Annotated in this window: 16 protein-coding genes; 9 read left to right on the forward strand and 7 right to left on the reverse strand. The window is 51.3% G+C overall.

Annotated elements, in window-relative coordinates; all coding sequences use genetic code 11:
• Positions 1-45: 45 nt before the first annotated feature.
• On the forward strand, positions 46-720 hold the full coding sequence (locus LCH85_04185) for a methyltransferase domain-containing protein (protein ID MCA0351173.1): 675 nt from the start codon (positions 46-48) through the stop codon (positions 718-720).
• Here the strand turns inward: LCH85_04185 and LCH85_04190 are convergent.
• The 5 genes from LCH85_04190 to LCH85_04210 form a co-directional block, all read right to left on the reverse strand.
• Positions 685-1,482, reverse strand: coding sequence for a hypothetical protein (locus LCH85_04190; protein ID MCA0351174.1), 798 nt, complete (start codon positions 1,480-1,482; stop codon positions 685-687). The genes LCH85_04185 and LCH85_04190 overlap by 36 nt on opposite strands.
• Positions 1,475-2,650 (reverse strand): hypothetical protein, encoded by a 1,176-nt coding sequence (locus tag LCH85_04195; GenBank protein MCA0351175.1) that lies wholly within the window; start codon positions 2,648-2,650, stop codon positions 1,475-1,477. The genes LCH85_04190 and LCH85_04195 overlap by 8 nt, the downstream gene beginning before the upstream one ends.
• On the reverse strand, positions 2,647-3,597 hold the full coding sequence (locus LCH85_04200; protein ID MCA0351176.1) for a polysaccharide deacetylase family protein: 951 nt from the start codon (positions 3,595-3,597) through the stop codon (positions 2,647-2,649). The genes LCH85_04195 and LCH85_04200 overlap by 4 nt, the downstream gene beginning before the upstream one ends.
• A gap of 9 nt (positions 3,598-3,606) precedes the next feature.
• The gene (locus LCH85_04205) at positions 3,607-4,179 is read right to left on the reverse strand and encodes a LysM peptidoglycan-binding domain-containing protein (GenBank protein MCA0351177.1); all 573 of its coding nucleotides are present in this window, start codon (positions 4,177-4,179) and stop codon (positions 3,607-3,609) included.
• Positions 4,180-4,405: 226 nt separating this feature from the next.
• Complete coding sequence (locus LCH85_04210) at positions 4,406-5,044, reverse strand: TetR/AcrR family transcriptional regulator (GenBank protein ID MCA0351178.1); 639 nt, start codon at positions 5,042-5,044, stop codon at positions 4,406-4,408.
• 95 nt (positions 5,045-5,139) lie between these two features.
• Here LCH85_04210 and LCH85_04215 point away from each other — a divergent pair, with 95 nt between their 5' ends.
• Positions 5,140-5,982 carry an SDR family NAD(P)-dependent oxidoreductase gene (locus LCH85_04215; protein MCA0351179.1) on the forward strand — a complete coding sequence of 281 codons (843 nt, stop codon included), beginning with the start codon at positions 5,140-5,142 and terminating at the stop codon, positions 5,980-5,982.
• A gap of 237 nt (positions 5,983-6,219) precedes the next feature.
• On the opposite strand, the gene LCH85_04220 is transcribed toward LCH85_04215, so the two are convergent.
• Positions 6,220-6,504, reverse strand: a complete 285-nt coding sequence (locus tag LCH85_04220; GenBank protein ID MCA0351180.1) for a hypothetical protein — start codon at positions 6,502-6,504, stop codon at positions 6,220-6,222.
• A 208-nt stretch (positions 6,505-6,712) separates the two neighbouring features.
• Here LCH85_04220 and serA point away from each other — a divergent pair, with 208 nt between their 5' ends.
• The 5 genes from serA (at position 6,713) to LCH85_04245 (ending at position 13,257) form a co-directional block, all read left to right on the forward strand.
• The gene (gene serA / locus LCH85_04225; protein ID MCA0351181.1) at positions 6,713-8,287 is read left to right on the forward strand and encodes a phosphoglycerate dehydrogenase; all 1,575 of its coding nucleotides are present in this window, start codon (positions 6,713-6,715) and stop codon (positions 8,285-8,287) included.
• Between the two features lie 155 nt (positions 8,288-8,442).
• On the forward strand, positions 8,443-9,792 hold the full coding sequence (locus LCH85_04230) for a universal stress protein (GenBank protein ID MCA0351182.1): 1,350 nt from the start codon (positions 8,443-8,445) through the stop codon (positions 9,790-9,792).
• An 884-nt stretch (positions 9,793-10,676) separates the two neighbouring features.
• Entirely contained in the window at positions 10,677-11,798 is a 1,122-nt protein-coding gene (locus LCH85_04235; GenBank protein MCA0351183.1) for a copper oxidase, read from the forward strand.
• A gap of 10 nt (positions 11,799-11,808) precedes the next feature.
• Positions 11,809-12,777: an NAD(P)/FAD-dependent oxidoreductase gene (locus tag LCH85_04240; protein MCA0351184.1), complete on the forward strand. Its 969-nt coding sequence runs from the start codon at positions 11,809-11,811 to the stop codon at positions 12,775-12,777.
• Between the two features lie 108 nt (positions 12,778-12,885).
• Positions 12,886-13,257, forward strand: coding sequence for a hypothetical protein (locus LCH85_04245; GenBank protein ID MCA0351185.1), 372 nt, complete (start codon positions 12,886-12,888; stop codon positions 13,255-13,257).
• 184 nt (positions 13,258-13,441) lie between these two features.
• Here the strand turns inward: LCH85_04245 and LCH85_04250 are convergent, their stop codons facing one another.
• Entirely contained in the window at positions 13,442-14,398 is a 957-nt protein-coding gene (locus LCH85_04250) for an ROK family protein (protein MCA0351186.1), read from the reverse strand.
• 326 nt (positions 14,399-14,724) lie between these two features.
• Between LCH85_04250 and LCH85_04255 the strand changes: the two genes are divergently transcribed.
• Both LCH85_04255 and LCH85_04260 read left to right on the forward strand, forming a co-directional pair.
• Positions 14,725-16,266 carry an FHA domain-containing protein gene (locus tag LCH85_04255; GenBank protein MCA0351187.1) on the forward strand — a complete coding sequence of 514 codons (1,542 nt, stop codon included), beginning with the start codon at positions 14,725-14,727 and terminating at the stop codon, positions 16,264-16,266.
• A gap of 189 nt (positions 16,267-16,455) precedes the next feature.
• Entirely contained in the window at positions 16,456-17,976 is a 1,521-nt protein-coding gene (locus LCH85_04260; protein MCA0351188.1) for a stage 0 sporulation family protein, read from the forward strand.
• Positions 17,977-18,179 lie beyond the last annotated feature (203 nt).

An 18,179-nucleotide genomic window follows, 5' to 3' on the forward strand; every position in this document is an offset into this window, starting at 1 on the left:
TTATACCGAGGGTCAGCAATTAATTGATAGCACACAAGGAATAATATGGCTTGGATTCCTCAACGTTCACAAGCAGTTGAGTTGCTCGACGCATTAACTGAGCATCCTGAATTGAGCGCCAATTTGGCCGAAATGGCTTGGCTCTATCGTTTGAGCGGTGGTTATCGTTTAGGTTGGCGCTTGTTGCAGCCATTCTTACAAAACCACACGAGTTTGCTCGATCTTGGGTCGGGCAATGGCCAAATTGGGCGTTGGCTCCAAGCAGCGAGCCAGCAGCAAAGCCAATCATTACAAACGCTCAGCCTTGATCTCAACCACACGATTGTTGCCAGCAATCAGCAAGCTTTGGTTGGTGCAGGCCAAGCGTTGCCATTCGCCGATCAAAGCATCGACATCGTTTTTTGTGCCCAAATGCTGCATCATTGCAGCAGCGATCACGTGATTGGCCTGTTGCGTGAAGCACAACGGGTGGCTCGCCGTGGCATTGTAATTGTTGATCTTCAGCGCAGTTGGTTGGGCTATTGGGGTGCACGGTTGGTTGGATTAGGCCCGCTGACCAGCCTTGGCAAGCATGATGGCCCACTATCAGTGCTACGCGCCTGGCGCAGCAGCGAAATTCAATCAATGCTGCAAGCAGCAGGCATTCAACACTACCACATCGAACAAACTAGTTTATATTGGGGTTTAGCGATTGAACCAACTGCTCAAGCCAAAGCCTAGCAATCCAACCAGTGCTCCGCTCCACATCCACGCCCCAGCTTGCGACTGCGAATAGCGTCGTAACCAAGAGGTCAAGCCAAGCAGCAGCAACCATAAACCCAACAACAAAGCGCCAAAACCCCAAATTGAGCCAAGCCAAGCCAACTTAAATTGGGTTTGCAATAGCCAAGCCAGCAGTGCCAAATGACCCAAACGGCGTGCCCCCAAGGCCCAAGCCAACGCCCCTTGGGTTGGTGCAGTTTCCCAAGCACCAAGTTGGAGATAGGGCAACAAGCCAGCCAACCAGAGTGCTAATGCCAGCCAACCCAGCCAACCCTCGCCCAAAATCAACAGATCATTAGGCAGCAAACCACCATGCAAACTGGCAATGATCCAGCCAACCAAGCCCAGCAGCGGCCAACCAGTAATCAAACCAACCAACCAACGCGCCGCACGTAAGCCCGCCAAGGCTCCATTACGCCAATCTTGGCCAATCGCCCAGAGCAATGGCGCATCGAGCAACAACCAATAACTCAACAAATCAAGCGTCGCCCGCAGTTCACTGGATTCAGCAAATGGCCAGAGGCTAAGCGCCAACAATGGCAATGGCACAAGCAGCCAATCAAATGGGTGCTCAGTGCCAACCGGATTTTGACGTGGGGTCAGCCAACGCCAAACCAACCAACCCAAGCCAACCATCACCAGCGCACTCAAGCCACCAGGGTAGAGCAACAAACGCTGCCACTGGCCTGCCACGCCCAAACGCCATGCTTCGCTACTCATCGCGTGATTTGCTCCCCCATGGCAAACCACGCCGCACCAATTGCCAAACGGTTTGCTCACGCAACGGCTCACGGTCGGCATTGGTCATATGGCTGCGCCAACGATGGGCCAAATAGCTGATGGCAATGCCAACGAGCAACAAGCCTGCGAGCACCACCGAAGGCAAGGTTGCCACCACCTGCGAGCCAGGATTACGCGTCGCTAAGCCTGTCCATGGTGCAATATCGAGCCGCCCAAACACGGTCAAGCCCGCCCCAAGCTCACGCCAAACCGGCGTGAGCAACAATTCAAGCAAGAAAGGCATACCCAAACCAGCCGCCAGTTGTAGCGCCATCAAGGGCCATTGCCAGCGCGAAATTTGGGGCGGCAAGCGAAACGTACTCAGGGTCAGCAGCATAAGCACCAGCCAGCACAGCCAGCTCAATAAAGCCAAACCACCAGCTAAACTAGCCGCCGCCGTCAGCCAGAGCGCCATCCACAATGGAACGAGGCTTGCCACATTGCTATATTGTTGCAACAACGGATGCGCCAAACATGCCACCAAGGCCAAGGCCCATGTCGCCGCGATTCCGGCTTCGCTGGCCAACAAACTAGTAGCCAACACCAAACACCACAGCACTTGGGCAACCAAACGGCGGCGTTGCTCTAAAGCTTGCGGCGGCAACAATTGCCAAGCAAACCACAGTGCCGAGCCAGCTCCGATCAGGGCCGCGACCGCTGTCCAAGCCCAATCTAAGGGCACAAGGCTATACAAGCGCAATACGATTGTAAGGTTAGCTAAGGCCAATGTGCTAGCAGGTGGTGTTGCCTGCTCGGGCCATGGCCAGCAGCCAAAAGCCAAAGCAGCCCCTACAAGAATCAGGCCGATATGGATTGAGTTGAGCTGAACCGCCACACTCGCAGCTTGCCACGACCAACTATCAGCATTTAAGCCGAGCCAAGCAAGACCCAACGCCGAGGGAACTCCACTCAAGCGTTGCGCCCAGGTTTGGCCAAGCAAACCACCAACGAGTAATAAAGCTAACGCCGAAAGCGCTAGGTTCGGGCTAAGCACACTCGCCAACCCAATCAACCAAGCCAAAGCCACCTGCCAACGCTTGGCGGCAACTAAGCCATCGGCCACGAGTGCCAAGCCAAACAACGGCAACAGTGCCAACAACAAACTCATGGCTGCATCATTTCCGCAATACTGCGCAGCTGCAAACCAGCTTGCTGTAAGCGCTCAATGATTAACGGCAAGGCTTCAGCCAGCGCAGGGTCAGCACAATCAAGCACAAGCAATTCCCCACGATACGTTGCTGCTTGCTCAGGCTGAATTAACTGCTCGGCCAATGCCAATGCATCGCGTGCTTGGGCGTTATCGAGCAACAAATAGCCGTTTTGAGCGGCAAGTTCAGCTAAGGCTTGGCTACTCGGTTGCTGCCAAATTCGCAAATAGGGGCGCAGCGAGGCATCCATTCCAAGTTGGTTAGTCAAAGCAGTTTCGGTTTGATTCAAAGCTTGGGCTACTGTTTCAGGCTCAATTTGCGCAAGCGCAAGGCCACTCGCCAGTTCATGGCCAGCCGCAGCGAGTTGTTGCAACGCTTGCGGGTTTTGCTCAATCCAAGCAGCATCCAGAAAAAAAGTCATCGTGATCGATTGGCTAGCAAGGGTTTTTAATAGTGGTTCGATTGGTGCGGCTGCCACACTCAAATCACAGCTTAGTCCAACCCATGCTTGGCTAGTAAAGCCACGGCTGATCAACAGAGGAGTTGAAGGCAAACTATTCGGCTGATCGCTTTCCAAACGTGGCACAATCAACAACTGGCCCGCCCCAATTGGGCGATTCAGTCGATTGTAACGGCTAATAAATAAGGGGAAGCTTGCCCCACGTTCAGCAATTGATTCCAAACTATCGCCAGCCTCAACCCGATAAACTGTGTAGGATTGCCACGTCAAGGCCAAAGCCATCGGCGTAGCGGTTAAGCTGATCGGCGTTGGAGCATGCGCCGTTGCGGTTATGCTAAAAGTCGTTGGGGTAGCAATTGCCACAGCTGGGCTAGCTGTGGGATTTGGCGCAGCGGATGCACAACCAACCAAGCAGCACAAGCCCAGCAATAAGCCAATAATGCGCACAAAACCTCACTAAGGAATAATCAACACATCGCCTGGCTGAAGCTGATCAGCTTGTTGCGGCGTGAGATCATTGGCTTCGAGCAATTCAGCAATCGTTACATCAAAAGCTTCAGCAATTGAGCGTAACGTGTCGCCATCTTCAACCGTGTAGGTACGGCGTTCGGCAGTTGGCGTAGTGCTTGGCTCACTGGTTGCGGTTGGTTCAGCGGTAGCTTCGGTAGTTGCGGTTGGTTGGTCGGTTGGCGTAGCGCTTGGGCGGGTTGTTGCGGTTGGAGCTAAACGGGTTGCAGTAGCCGCCAAGGTTGGTAATACTTGGGTTGGCATAGCGGTTGGTTCGGCCTCAGGCGGTACTTCCAAATCGATACCTTGCTGTTGGATAAGCACCAAACTGCCAAGCTGAACATTGGCTTGATGCTGACTGACCAGCCAAATCGCGGCAACTGCCGCCAGCCCGAAAAGCACTCCTGCAATCGAATAAAATGGCAAAGCACTTAGGCGGGTGCGCAGAAACCGCAGCAAAATCGCAGTCAAAATGGGGCTAAGCAAGACAAAAAAGAGGGCAAAAGCAATACTTGTTGACACGGTTCAGTCTCCTACAGACACGCCCCAAGTATAGCATATTGAAGAACAGAGATTGAGTTTTGATCCACGAAGGGTGAGGGGATTTAGGGATCAGGGGCTAGGGATCAGATTTGAATTAGCTAGCCCAAGCACCAATCCTGATTCCTAATTACTAGCCCCTGATCCCTAAATCCCCTCTGCGCTGCTACGTTAACATCTAACCCCTGATCCCTGAATCCTGATCCCTTTATGCTTTTGACTTTTGACTTTTGACTTCTGACTTTTCACCTGGCCATGCACTCAGCGCAAGATCGGCAACCGCAATCAAATCGGCGCTGCTGGCCCCATCGATTGCTTGCACCGACATCCCTTGGAGAACCGCAGTATAGAAATTGGCCAATGCCAGCGAATTGCTGGTCGCTGGCAATTCATGATTATGTTTTGCTAAGTCAAGCTGCTCGACGAATACCACAAACATTTCGTGCCGAATCCGCGCTACTGCTTGGACGATTGATTGGTTTTCGACCGCACATTGTAAAGCCGCCGTAGAAACCATACAGCCAGCCGGGGTGGTTGGGTCGGTAAAACTCTCGGCAGCAGCATATAAATAGTAGCGCAACATAGCATAGGCACTAGGTTGATTCAAGGCCGCTTCTAGGCGTTGGTATTCGCTGCGCAGCAAAAAATGCTGAATCACCTCGCGATATAAATCTTCTTTCGAGCCAAATGCTGCATACAAGGTCGGCGGCGTAAAGCCCATCGCCGCAGTCAAATCGGCAATTGATGTGCCTTCGTAGCCATAGCGCCAAAACAGTTCCATCGCCGCATCAAGGGCTGCTTGCCGATCAAAGGTGCGCGGTCGGCCTCGCGCTCTGGTTGCTGCCATAATTATCTATCGATCACTATAAAAATTTGACATTCCACAAAACATCCAGTAGATTTATTTTATAGCGTTCTATAAAATAAATCAATGGAGCATCTATGCCAAGCCAATCGCCATCAAAAACCGCCTTGATCACCGGAGCAAACTCAGGTATTGGCCTCGAACTGACCAAACGGCTGCTCGGCGAAGGCTGGGCAGTCATTGGATTGATGCGTTCACAGTTTCCCATGAACGAGCCAATTCTTCAAGCAGCGCAAACTGCGGGCAAACTCCGCAGCTATCAAGCCGAAATCAGCGATTTTGCTCAGCTTCGCGCTGCCTTACAAACAATTAAACAGCAAGAAACTAGCCTCGATTTGCTATTCAACAATGCTGGAAGGGCAACTGAGCAACTGGTTTTTTCGCCGCAAGGGCGCGAATTAAGCTTCGAATTACAGAGCGTCGTGCCGTATATCATCGCTATGGAGCTGAAAGAATTGCTGTTACGTGGCCAGCACAAAACGATCATTAATACCTCATCGAATGTGCTGTTGGCACTTCGAAAACTGGAGATCGCTCAACTTGAACGACCGCAAAGCTTCAAAAAGCTCTTTGGGCCATATGCAACATCCAAATTAGCGCTCTCGCTCTGGAACCAAGCGCTTGCGCCACAACTGGCAAAAGAAGGCATTAAACTCTACAGTGTTTGTCCTGGGGGTAATCGAGGATCGATCAAAACCAATAATGGCTTGCCTTGGTGGCTGCGACCTTTTCACGGCTTGCTGTTTAAACATCCTAGTAATGGCGCTGAACGTTTGTATAACGCTGCCTTCAATCCGCAGCAATTTCCAAGTGGCAGTTTCATCAATAAAGGTAAGCCGACGGCACTTCCCGCAGCACAGCAAGCCCACGCAGTTTTGAGCAAAGTTCAAGCAATTTATCAGCAGGAGTTTGCACACTAGGATTCAGGGGCTGGGAATCAGGGGCCAGTTTTAACCACGAAGGGCACAAAGAGCACGAAAAAGAGGCTATGGGCTGATGGCTATAGACTATCGGACATTCCTTGCTATTCCAATGCTGTAAATCCAATAGCCTATAGCCTGTAGCCATTCACCCTCTACGCCACTACGTTAACATCTAGCCCCTGATCCCTGAATCCTAATCCCTTTTGACTTTTGCCCTCTGACTTTTGACTTTCATTAGACTGAAGCGCGGATCTCATAATTGGAGATGATTTGCTCGGTTTTGGCATCGGCATAACGATTAATCATTTTGCTGGCTTCCGAGTTATCACGAATAGTTTTGGCCAAGGTAAAGGTGCTACCAATCGCAAACAAGGCAGCAACCGCCAAAAAACTCTTGACCCAAATATCGACTGGCGCATGATAAATGCCCAAGAGCAACGCCACAATCGAAATGAAGAACGAAATCCAGGTAAAGGCGATCCATGCACCAGTATCTTTTTGAATGGTTGGGTGGTTCATATTGCTCGCTCCTTGTGTTGATGCTGGCAGTATAAATCGGCGCAAGTGGCAGCACATACACCGCGAGATACATTGGCCGATACATTGCGCCAACAGCGTGGTTTGTGGCTTGTGATACAATACACAAAACTCCCATCAGCCAGTGCTGGCAGCGGCAGAGCGTGTCCATCTGCCCTTTTTTGTTTACTACCACAGGAGTAACTACCTCATGGATCGTATCCTGGTCACGGAGAAGATTGGTGCCGAAGGCCTTGCGGCGCTTAAAGAGGTCGCCGAGGTTGATGTTCGTCTTGATCTAACACCAGAAACCCTGTTGGAGGCTTTGCCACAGTACGATGCCTTGATCGTGCGATCGCAAACCAAAGTTACCGCTAAAGTGCTTGCAGCAGGCACCAAACTTCGAGTTGTTGGCCGCGCCGGGACGGGTGTTGACAACATCGATTTGGCTGCCGCCAATCAGCAAGGAATTTTGGTGGTCAACGCTCCAGCATCAAACAGTATTGCAGTCGCCGAACTGACAATTGGTTTGATGATTGGTCTCGCCCGCAACATTCCCCAAGCCCACACTGCCTTGCAAAATGGCAAATGGGAACGCAGCAAATATGGCGGTTGGGAAGTTCGCGGCAAAACTCTAGGATTGGTCGGTTTTGGCCGAATCGCCTCAGAAGTTGCCCGTCGCGCCCGCGCCTTGGAAATGAATATTATTGCCTACGACCCAATTATCAATGCTGAACGTGCAGCTCAACTTGGCGTGACCCCAGTGACGCTTGATGAATTAACCAGCCGCGCTGATGTTATTTCATTGCACATTCCATTGATCGATGCCACGCGCAATTTGTTCGATGCCCAACGCTTGAGCCAAATGAAAAAAGGCAGCTATATCATCAATTGTGCCCGTGGCGGCGTGATCGATGAAGAAGCCTTGTTTGAAGCCTTGGAATCAGGCCACCTTGGCGGCGCAGCCCTTGACGTATTTGCCAAGGAGCCACCAACTGGCCCCATCGTCACCCACCCCAAAGCTATTGTCTTGCCACACTTAGGCGCTTCAACCGAAGAAGCTCAAGCCTTGACCGCCGCCGATGTGGCCGAAGGGATCGTTGATGTATTGGCTGGCCGCTCGCCACGCTATGCCGTCAACGCGCCGTTTGTCGCTCCTGAAGAGTGGGCAATCGTTGGGCCATATCTCGATCTTGGCCGCAAATTAGCTCGGCTCAGCACTCAATTGGTCGATCTGCCAGCCCAATCGTATCAAATTGTCTACAACGGTGCCTTGGCAGGCCTGACCAGCGAACCAATTAAGTTAGCAGTTTTGCAAGGCTTGCTCGAAGGTGGCTCAGAAGGTCGGGTTACTCCGGTTAATGCGCCATTCTTGGCTCGCGAACGCGGCTTAACCATCAACGAAACTCATCGCCCCGATGCTGAAACCTACACCGAATTGTTGCAATTGGTGGTGACCACCAGCGATGGTGTGGTGCATACCTTCGGTGGAACGGTAGTACGTGGCGAGGCTCATATCGTCCAAATCAACGAATTTTGGCTCGATTTGGTGCCAACCAGCTCAATGTTATTCACTTTTCACCAAGATCGGCCTGGCTTTATCGGGCGGATTGGCACATTGCTGGGCACGGCTGATATCAACATTTCGGCGATGCACGTTGGCCGTTCAAGCCCACGCGGCACAGCAATTATGGTGCTCACGGTTGATGAAGCCATTCCAAGCGAGACCCTAACCGATATTAACAACCAAGCCGATATTGAACGCGCCTACAGCGTGCTGCTCTAAACCGCAAACTGAACACTCAAGCCGCCACGATTCAATGGCGAAACGTGGCTTTTGCTATTGGTAAGGATTTTAACACCATTTGGTTATCCTCTCTTAACCCGATTGACAGGCTATCCGTTCTACACTATCTACAGTGATAACAAGGATAGCAGGCCATGAGCTACTCAATCGTGATCATTGACCCAGATCAAGGTTCAGCCCAAACAACTGCCGCGCGATTTCAGCGGCGTTGGGGCCAGAACGTCCAAGTCAATATTGTTAAACAAGCTGATTGGGCTAGTGTTCAGGCTTATAGCCCCAACCTAGTCGTGATTGACCCCGCGCCATATCGGCTGCATGGGTTGCGCTTACTCGAACAACTTTGCGAAGAGCAACCTTCCACAGCCATTGCCGTGGTCGCTTCGGGTAGCTCCCCAAGCATGCGGCAACGCCTACGCAACTTGCCAATCACTTCATATTTGGAAAAACCTAGCTCGTTAGCCCCCCTACTCGGTGAACTTGATCACCTTGTTGAGAGCAATGTCGCTCTCCAATCCAAAGGAGGATTGGTTATGGAACGCCAAATGTTGATTCCACTTGATGGTTCACTGTTAGCGGAACAAGCTTTGGATTATGCGGTGGTTTTAGCTCGCCGCAACAGCAGTGTTTTGCATTTAGTTCGGGTGATTGGCTATCCACCGCTAGTTCCGGCTTACGAATGGCCAGTGCCAAGCGCTGTCGATAGCCGTCAATGGTTAGCCGACGAACGTCAAGCCGCCCAAACCTACCTTGATGAACTCAAAGCTCGTTATGAGCAACAAGGCTTGGCGATCCGAACAACCGTGCTTGATGGCGAACCAGCCCAAGCAATTGTCCAATTTGCGACCGAACAAAATAGCGTGCGCGAAATTGTGCTCGCCAGCCATGGTCGCAGTGGGTTTGGGCGTTGGGTACTCGGCAGTATTGCGGAAAAATTAGTCCAAGCTACGCCAGTGCCAATTTTGGTCATCCATGGCGATGAACGCAAAGTCGAAACCTTTAAAATTCCGCCAGAATTGCGCACGATTGTTGTGCCACTCGACGGCTCAGCCATTGCTGAACAAGCCTTGCCCTTGGCCAGTCAACTAGCCGAGGCCCATAGCGCTGAGCTGGTCTTGCTAAGTGTCACCCCAGGCATCGACGATCCAGGTTTGATCGAATCGGGGATTGTGCCAATGTGGAGCGCTGGCGAAAAAGCCCAAGCCCGCGACCAAGCTCAGAAATATTTGCAACAGCTTGAGCAATCACTACAAACGCCACGGCTACGCATCCGCCATCTCGTCGTGAGCGGCACACCCGCCGAAATGATCGACGAAATTGCCCAAGAAGCAGTTGCCAGCATGATCGTTATGGCAACCCACGGTCGCAGTGGCTTCAGCCGCATGTGGATGGGCAGCGTAGCAACCAAGCTGATTCGCAGCAGCCAACGGCCAATCTTCTTGGTTCGGGCGGTCGAACAAGCTGCCGAACGCGGCCAACCACTCTAAACTTTTTCGCTTGAGAAGGAGCCATGCCCCAGCATCACTTAATTTTGGGTGGTGTTGGGGCATTTTTTAAAGCACGAAGGTAAATTTTTTAGCCACGAATTACACGAAAAATACTCCGATAGCCCAGAGCCATTCATTTCATTCCTCAGTCTTATTTTCTGCGTTACACTCCGATCCCCGATCCCCTATGTTCTTATCACAAAACAATAGTTATTTGCACACTACTGTTAGTCTATGGTAGGATAGCCATATCGCCACTTAGTTGAGAGAGAACCATATGGCTAGCAAATCATGCCCACACTGCCAGGCACCAATCGGTTTAAACACCTTCTTGATGAGTACCAATCCGTTTCAGCTTAAATGCCCCAACTGCCAACAGATGCTTAAGTATAAAACCTGGGTTAAGGCATTGAATGGGATGTTAATTGTAGCGTTCTTAGGCCTACTTATCTATCTTATCCCGCAGATTATTGCCGATCCACGCGGTTTTCGCACAACCATGCGTCTCATGATGCTGAGTTCCTTAGTCATTCTAGTAATGATCTTTGGTATCACCTATATGGCTGATCCATTCGAACGGTCGTAAACGAGGATGCAGTTGTTAGGGGTCAGGGGTCAGCAGCATATCGTGTAGAGCGCTAGATCTTCGTGATCTTCGCGTTCTTCGCGGTTAACATCTCCCTGAACGCTGAATCCTGATCCCTTGCATCTTATCTAGATTAACCACCGCCCCCCGATCCCCAACAACCAATCCCCAAACACAACAAAAGTAGCCAAACAACAACGAACGGTAGACAAATCTTATAGTTTGGGCTGGGCATTGGCAAGTACACTACATCCATATCAAGGACGATATACCGTGTAATTTAGGGGGACACACGATCATGGATCGCAATGAACAACAACCTATCGAACAAGTATTAAATGCCCCAACCTCGCGCCGCAGCTTCTTGCGCTGGACAGGGATGGCGGCAGCCGCAGGAACCATGGTCGCATGTGGCCGCGAAAGTGCGCTAACTGTTGAGCCAGCAACCGTACCACCAGCAAGTGCCACGACCGCTGCCGCAGGCACCGATCATAGCAATGGTGGCCATAATAGCACTGGCAATGCTGGAACTCCTACCACCGACAGCGGGCTAAAAGCATGGGAAGAAATGGACAAGATGCATGAAGCCGGGGTTAAGCTGTTCCCAGCAAAAACCGAAGGCCTGAGCATGCAGCCCCTCGAATATCGCATGGAAGGCGATGTAAAAGTTTTTGAATTGACCTGCGAAAAAACCATGTGGGAAGTTGAACCAGGCCGCAAACTTGAAGCTTGGACCTATAACGGTCAATTGCCTGGCCCAGAAATTCGCGTCACCGAAGGCGACAAAGTGCGGATTTTGGTCACCAATAAGCTTGATGAAAGCACCGCCGTTCACTGGCACGGTTTGTATGTGCCCAACAATCAAGATGGTGTGCCATTTATCACTCAGCCGCCAATCACGCCTGGCTCAACCTATACCTATGAGTTTACGGTGCGCAACTCTGGCTCGCATATGTATCACTCGCACCATAACTCGACCAAACAAGTTTCAATGGGCTTGCTTGGGCCATTTATCGTTGAGCCAAAAGATAAGAGCAAAGATCCTGCATCCGACAAAGAATTTATCTTGGTGCTGAATGATACAGCCCAAGGCTTCACCATCAACGGCAAAGGCTTCCCAGCAACCCAACCATTGACCGCCAAATTGGGGCAAAAAATTCGCATTCGCTATATGAATGAAGGCTTGATGATTCACCCAATGCACTTGCACGGCTTGCCCCAGTTGGTGTTTGCCAAAGATGGCTGGAACTTACCCCAACCATACATGTGCGATACGCTCAACGTCGCACCAGGCGAACGCTGGGATGTGATTGTTGATTGTACTGACCCAGGTGTCTGGGCCTTCCACTGCCACATTTTGTCACACGCCGAAAGCGAACACGGCATGTTTGGGATGGTTACAGCGCTAATCGTCGAATAGGAGCGCGACCATGAGTATCGTGTACGATATTTTGATCATTGGCGGCGGACCATCGGCATTGGCTGCGGCATTTTATGCCCAAAACAAGCAATTACGCACGCTGATGATTTACGCCGACCTCGGCGGCAAAGCTGGCTGGGCGCATAACCGTACCGTCAACGGCACGATCAACGTTCTGCCCGGACACGATCTAGTGGAACGGCTGATTAGCCAGCTTTCGAATCACCAATCGTCGGTCGCCCACATTAATGATCGGGTTGTCGGGCTGCGCAAAACTAATGGCATGTTTGTGGTCGATACCCAACAATACGGCGAACGCTATGCCCGTTCGGTCGTAGTTGCCAGCGGTGCAGCTCCCAATCGCTTGCCCTTACCAGGCATTCAACATTTGTTCGGGGTGGGTTTGGGTTATTCAATCACAACCTTTGCCCATCAAACCCAAGGCCAACGGGTGGCAGTCTATGGCGTAACTCCCCGCACAATTCGCGGGGTCGCCGAAATCGTCTTAGGCTCAAACCATATCTATTGGGTCAGCCCAGATGAAGATTTGCCCGAAGTGCCTTTAGTCGATGCCATTCGGCGCATGCCCAATGTCACAATTATTCCCCAAGCCACCATCCGTGATGTCGTGGGGATCAATTCGGTCAAGCAGATTGTGATTGAACGCGGCACATCGTTGCAGCATATTCCGGTTGATCGGCTATTTGTCGATATTGGCATTCAGCCAAATACTGGCTTCCTGAACAATGGCAACGTCGATGTGCTCGATGAAGATGGCTTTGTGATTGTTGATGAATATAATAGCTCGCCCTGCCACGGTATTTTTGCCGCTGGCGATGTGAGCAACAGTGTTCTTGGTGAACAAGTGTTAATCGCGATTGGCGATGGCGTTCGCGCTGCCGTCAGTGCCTACGAATACCTGCTTGTTCATAAGCTCACGCTTGAAGAAGTGAGCCATGCAGCCAGCAAGACTGCTTAATCTCGCTTAGCTCGGTTCCCCACCAAGGACACAGGCATACCTGTGTCCTTATTTTGTCCACGGCATAATCTTTGCTTGTTCAGAGTCAGCATAATCAAGGAGGATTGTATGACTGAGCATGAAGAACGTCACTTTAGCCCCGAAGTTGTCGCCGCTGAACGGGCGGCGTTTGAACGCAAAAATGCAGTTATCGCCGCCAAACACGAGCAACTTGAAAAAATCGTTGCGCCTGTGCTCAACCACATTGCCGAAGAGGCCGCTGAAGCAGCCAAAAATCCCGCTCATCAAGCCTTTTTAGCCGAGCAGCATGACCATACGCACGACCAGCCTGCAACAACTGCTGGCAAAGAACGCCCGCAGGCCGTGCCACCGCAATTGGCGGGCAATCCAGCACCACAGCCAATCGACCGCCACGAGCTGCACGATGATAACGCTCCACAGCTCAAACCTCAAGGTAGCTCGCTGCGCAGCGATAATTAACTCATAAACAGCGACAACCCCGCCGCAACCTCAATAGTTGCGGCGGGGTTATGGTTTTTAATAGATAAGTTCCCTCACCCCAACCCCTCTCCCACTGCGGCAGGCGATGGGCATCCCATCAGTCATGCGACGCTGATTCCCCCTCGCCTCGCGTGCGGGAGAGGGGGGCAGGGGGTGAGGGCAACTATTGATTGAGGCTTTGCAAAGCCAAGGCCAAACCACCAATCGCCACAGCTTCGGCTCCCAACAACGAGTGCACAACTGCAATATGGCGCGGAGGCGTTGGGCTAATTAATTGATTAACTTGGGTTTCGACCGCGCTGCACAGCGCATCACCACCCTTGCGCGTGACAATCCCGCCAAGCACCAACAAGGCTGGATCAAGCAATTGCACCACGCCAGCCAAGCCTAAACCAAGCACTTCAACTGCTTCGCTAATCGTTTTAGCTCCAGCATTGGCATCATTGAACAACACATCAAGATCATCGGTTTGTAGGCCAAGTTCATTGGCGCGGGCTAATAAGCCGCGAATCGAGAGCAAATCTTCAATTTCGCGCTGATGGTTCAAGGAATAACGGGCATGGCCGATTTCGCCTGCGCTGGTGGTTATGCCGCGATGCAGTTGGCCATTCAGCACCAAACCACTACCAACACCTGTGCTCAAATGCAAATAATATAAATCTTGGACATCACGGCCAGCGCCAAACATATATTCGCCAAAAGCAATCAAGCTCGCATCATTTTCGATCAATGTTTGAGCATCAAAAGCGGCTTCAAATTGCTCGCAAACATTCAAATCGTTCCAACCAGCCATGCGATATGAACGACGCGTAACCCCACGTAGCGCATCGACCGGGCCACCAAAGCCCACGCCAATCCGCACCAATTGCTGGCTTGGCACATTATTGGTTTCAAGCAATTCGTGAATCAAACTAAAACTTTGTTCAAGCACGGTTGTGGCGGTGCTTTCAGGAGCAAGCTCGGTGGCGGCATGGAACAGGTGTTGCCCACAAATATCAGTGACAACCGCACGAATGCCATAACTGCCTAAATCAACCCCCAGCACATAGCTCGTTGGCCCAAATAATCCCCAATTGTGCTGGGCAATTTGTTGCTTAAGGCTATTCCAGAGTTCAGACATTGAACACCTCCTTGTGCTATGGTTGATCCCACAGTCCGATTATAGCACGTTGCCCGCCGACCAACCGAGCATTTCACCAGCAATTAGGCAGAGATCCGTTAACCAATCCAGGCTGATTGTTGGCGTTTCACCACCAATAATCTGACAGAAGAGTCATTTTTACAACCTTTTAATGATTGAATAAGGGCGAATTATTGTTGCCAGATCGCCGCAAAATCATCAGGATGGGTGAGCAACAATCGGCAAAATCCTGCTGTCTAATGGTTGCGCCATCTGCTATACTGCACACACATTGATCAGGCAACAACCTAGTAGGAAAGAACTTCATGGCACGTTTGCTTGCGACCATCGATGGGCAATCGCTGAATATTCCAATTACCAGCCGCGGCCTACAAATTGGTCGTTCGCGGCAAAACGATATTGTATTGAATCATCCGCATGTCTCGCGTCATCACGCCTCGCTTGAAACCCGTGGCCGCGATATTTTTGTGCGCGATACTGGTAGCTCCAACGGCACATTCGTCAATGGGCTACGGGTGAAGGAAGCCGCTCTGCGAGCTAACGATTTAATTAGCATCGGGCCATTCGAGCTTAAATTTGATGATCGAGCTGCGGCCAGCGTGATTATCTCCGATGAAGAGCTTGTGCCGCTGCAAAGCAACAGTCGCTCAGTCTCATCGGGCAAGCTCCCCGAACTCAATCTCGATGCTAACGATATTTTGCAAAATTTCTATCAAGTCAGCAGTCGCCTCAACATGATTCTCGATTTGGGCGAATTGCTCGACACGATTATGGATGAAGTGCTGCGTTTGGTTCCCGCCGAACGTGGTTTATTGCTGATGACGCGCCAAGATGGGCTGGTGCCGATGGTCGTCCGAGCGCCGAGCGAAACCCAATCGCTGACGATTAGCTCGACGATTGCGCGGCGGGTGTTGCGCGAAGGCGTGGCGCTGCTCACATCCGATGCACGGGTGGAATTTGGCTCACAGGAGAGCATCATCAGCCAAAATATTCACTCAGTCTTGTGTGTACCGTTAATTGGGAGAGCTGGCGTTTTGGGCTTGATTCACCTCGATAGCCCGGGCCTAGAGCGATTTAGCATCCGCGATCGCGAATTATTGACGGCAGTCGCCTATCAAGCCTCACTGGGCATCGAGCGGGCTAATCTGACCGATCAAATTCGCAACGAAGAAAAATTACGTCAACAATATGCCCGTTTTCTCTCGCCCGACGTAGCGCGAACCGTAGCCCAGCAAATTAACGAAACTGGCGAAATTTTCATGAAGCCAGTTGAGCAAGATGCTAGCGTGTTGTTCTCGGATATTCAAGGTTTTACCACGATGACTGAAACCTTGCCGCCGCTGGAGCTACAAAACCTCTTAAACGAATATCTAAGCGTCATGACTGATGTGATTTTCGAGCATGGCGGCACACTCGATAAATTTATTGGCGATGGCATCATGGCGCTTTTTGGCGCTCCCGTGTATTATGAAGATCACGCCCAACGTGCAATCGATACAGCGCTAGATATGCTGGTACAACATCAAAAGCTTATGGCTAAAATTGATGCCAGCAAACACTTCCGCATCCGAATTGGAGTCAACACTGGGCGGGTTATTTCAGGCCTCGTCGGCACACGCGAACGTTTAGAGTATACTGTCCATGGCGACACCGTAAATACTGCCTCGCGGCTTGAAGGCAAAGCCGAACCAAACAGCGTCTACACCAGCGAAGCCACGATTGCCAAGCTCGGTGAGAGCTACCAAGTACAGGAAGTTGGGCCATTGCAACTCAAAGGCAAAGCCCTAACTGTCCAAGTCTTCCGCGTCATGGGGAAAAACCTCCCAAGCGAAGGCTTTGAAGGATAATTATTCAAAGGATGAAGGATGAGGGATGAAGGATGAATCATCTCGAATCACTTCAATCAATTATTCCAAGCACTCATTTATAGGATTGTGCAACCAACTATCTACGCTCATTGATTATGGGAATATTCTGATAGTTTTAATATTCTTCCTTCCTCATCCTTCATCCTTCATACTTTTTAGGATCGATTTATGCCCTTGGTTGTTGGAGTTAAGTTTAAAGATTCGGGCAAAATTTACCATTTTGACCCTAATCAACATCATTTAGAGCTAGGCGATGCCGTGGTAGTTGAAACGGTACGCGGGCTAGAACTAGGCAAAGTGGCAGCACCGATCGAAGATCTGCCCGATTCTGATTTGATTGCTGAACTCAAACCTGTGATTCGCCAGCCCACCACCGAAGATTACGACCGCATGCGAGTGCTAGCTGAGCGCCGCGATGATGTATTGCGGATTTGTGCCGAACGAATTAGCGTGCATCGCTTGCCAATGCGCCTGATTCGCAGCGATTGGAATTTTGATGGCACCCGTTTGACGATCTATTTCACCTCGCAGCAGCGGGTTGATTTTCGCCATTTAGTGCGCGAACTAGCGCGAATTTTCCATGCACGGATCGAATTACGGCAAATTGGGGCACGCGACGAAGCCAAACTGTTGGGTGGATTAGGTCCATGTGGTCGGCCATTGTGCTGCTCAACCTTCTTGCCCGACTTTGCCCGTGTTTCGGTCAAAATGGCCAAAGATCAAGATTTGCCGCTCAATCCCTCAAAAATCTCGGGGGTTTGTGGGCGCTTGCTCTGCTGTCTTTCATATGAACAAGAGCAATATCTTGAGATTAAAGCCGAGCTGCCAACCCGTGGCGAGCAGGTCAAAACTCCCGAAGGCATTGGCTATGTGGTTGCCGTCAATACCATTCGCGAAACCGTTACCGTTGATATTGAAAGTAATTACCACGATTTCAAAGCTGATCAACTTGAAACCCTGACAGGCGCTGCCGGGGCGATTGCCCGCGAACGGCTCGAACAAGGCGAGGCCGCACCAATTGCCCAAAAACGCTTCAACCGTCCAGTCGGCGAAACGATTAAATCCACGCTGAACAACTGGGATAACGAAGATTGGGGCTTGGATGAGCTACGCTCCTTCGAGGAAGATCCTGAAAATTCAGGTGATAAGCCCAAACCACGCCCCAAACCAGCCCAACAAACTCGGCCAAATCCAGAGCCACGCGAACAACGTACAAATCCGAACGAGCAACGGCCACGCTTTGATCGTGCGGAGCGCCAGAAGCGCTTTAATCGCTCAGAAGCGGCCAATGCTGAGGCTAGCGCAGCCCCAACACCAAGCAACGAGCCTAGCGAACGCAAACCACGCCATGCCTTCAAGCGCAAAGGCGATACGACCCCAACGCCTGAGCGGCCAAAACTACCAGCGACAGTGCGTCAGCAATCGCTTGGTGGCGTGCCTGAGCAACTAACCCCGCGTGGTCGTCAGCCCTCTACGAATGACCCTGATGAACCGAAGCAACCAAATCGCCGCCGACGGCGCGGCAATGGTGGTAATGGCAATCATCAAGGGCAACAGCAAGTCCAGTCCAACCAGCCGCAAGCAGCATCAAACAAGCCACCTGCGATCGAGAAAAACGAATCAGAATCAGCGAAGCCAGAGGCGAATAACGAGCGTCGTTCGCCAAGGCGACGCAAACGCCGCAGCTAAATGCAAAAGCTCCTTGGTTTTGTACCAAGGAGTTTTTTTTAATATTTGCTAAAACAATAAAAAATCCCACTGGATAGTGTCCAGTGGGATTTCTATGGAGCGGTACGCATCCCCCTACGTTCCCACAGCGGGTGCTGCAGTAGCCTCGGTGTGTGTCGCGTTCACGGCCTGGTTCGGGATGGAGCAGCGTGGGGCACAACCAC

It is taken from the genome of Chloroflexota bacterium (assembly GCA_020161265.1).
Lineage (GTDB): Bacteria > Chloroflexota > Chloroflexia > Chloroflexales > Herpetosiphonaceae > Herpetosiphon.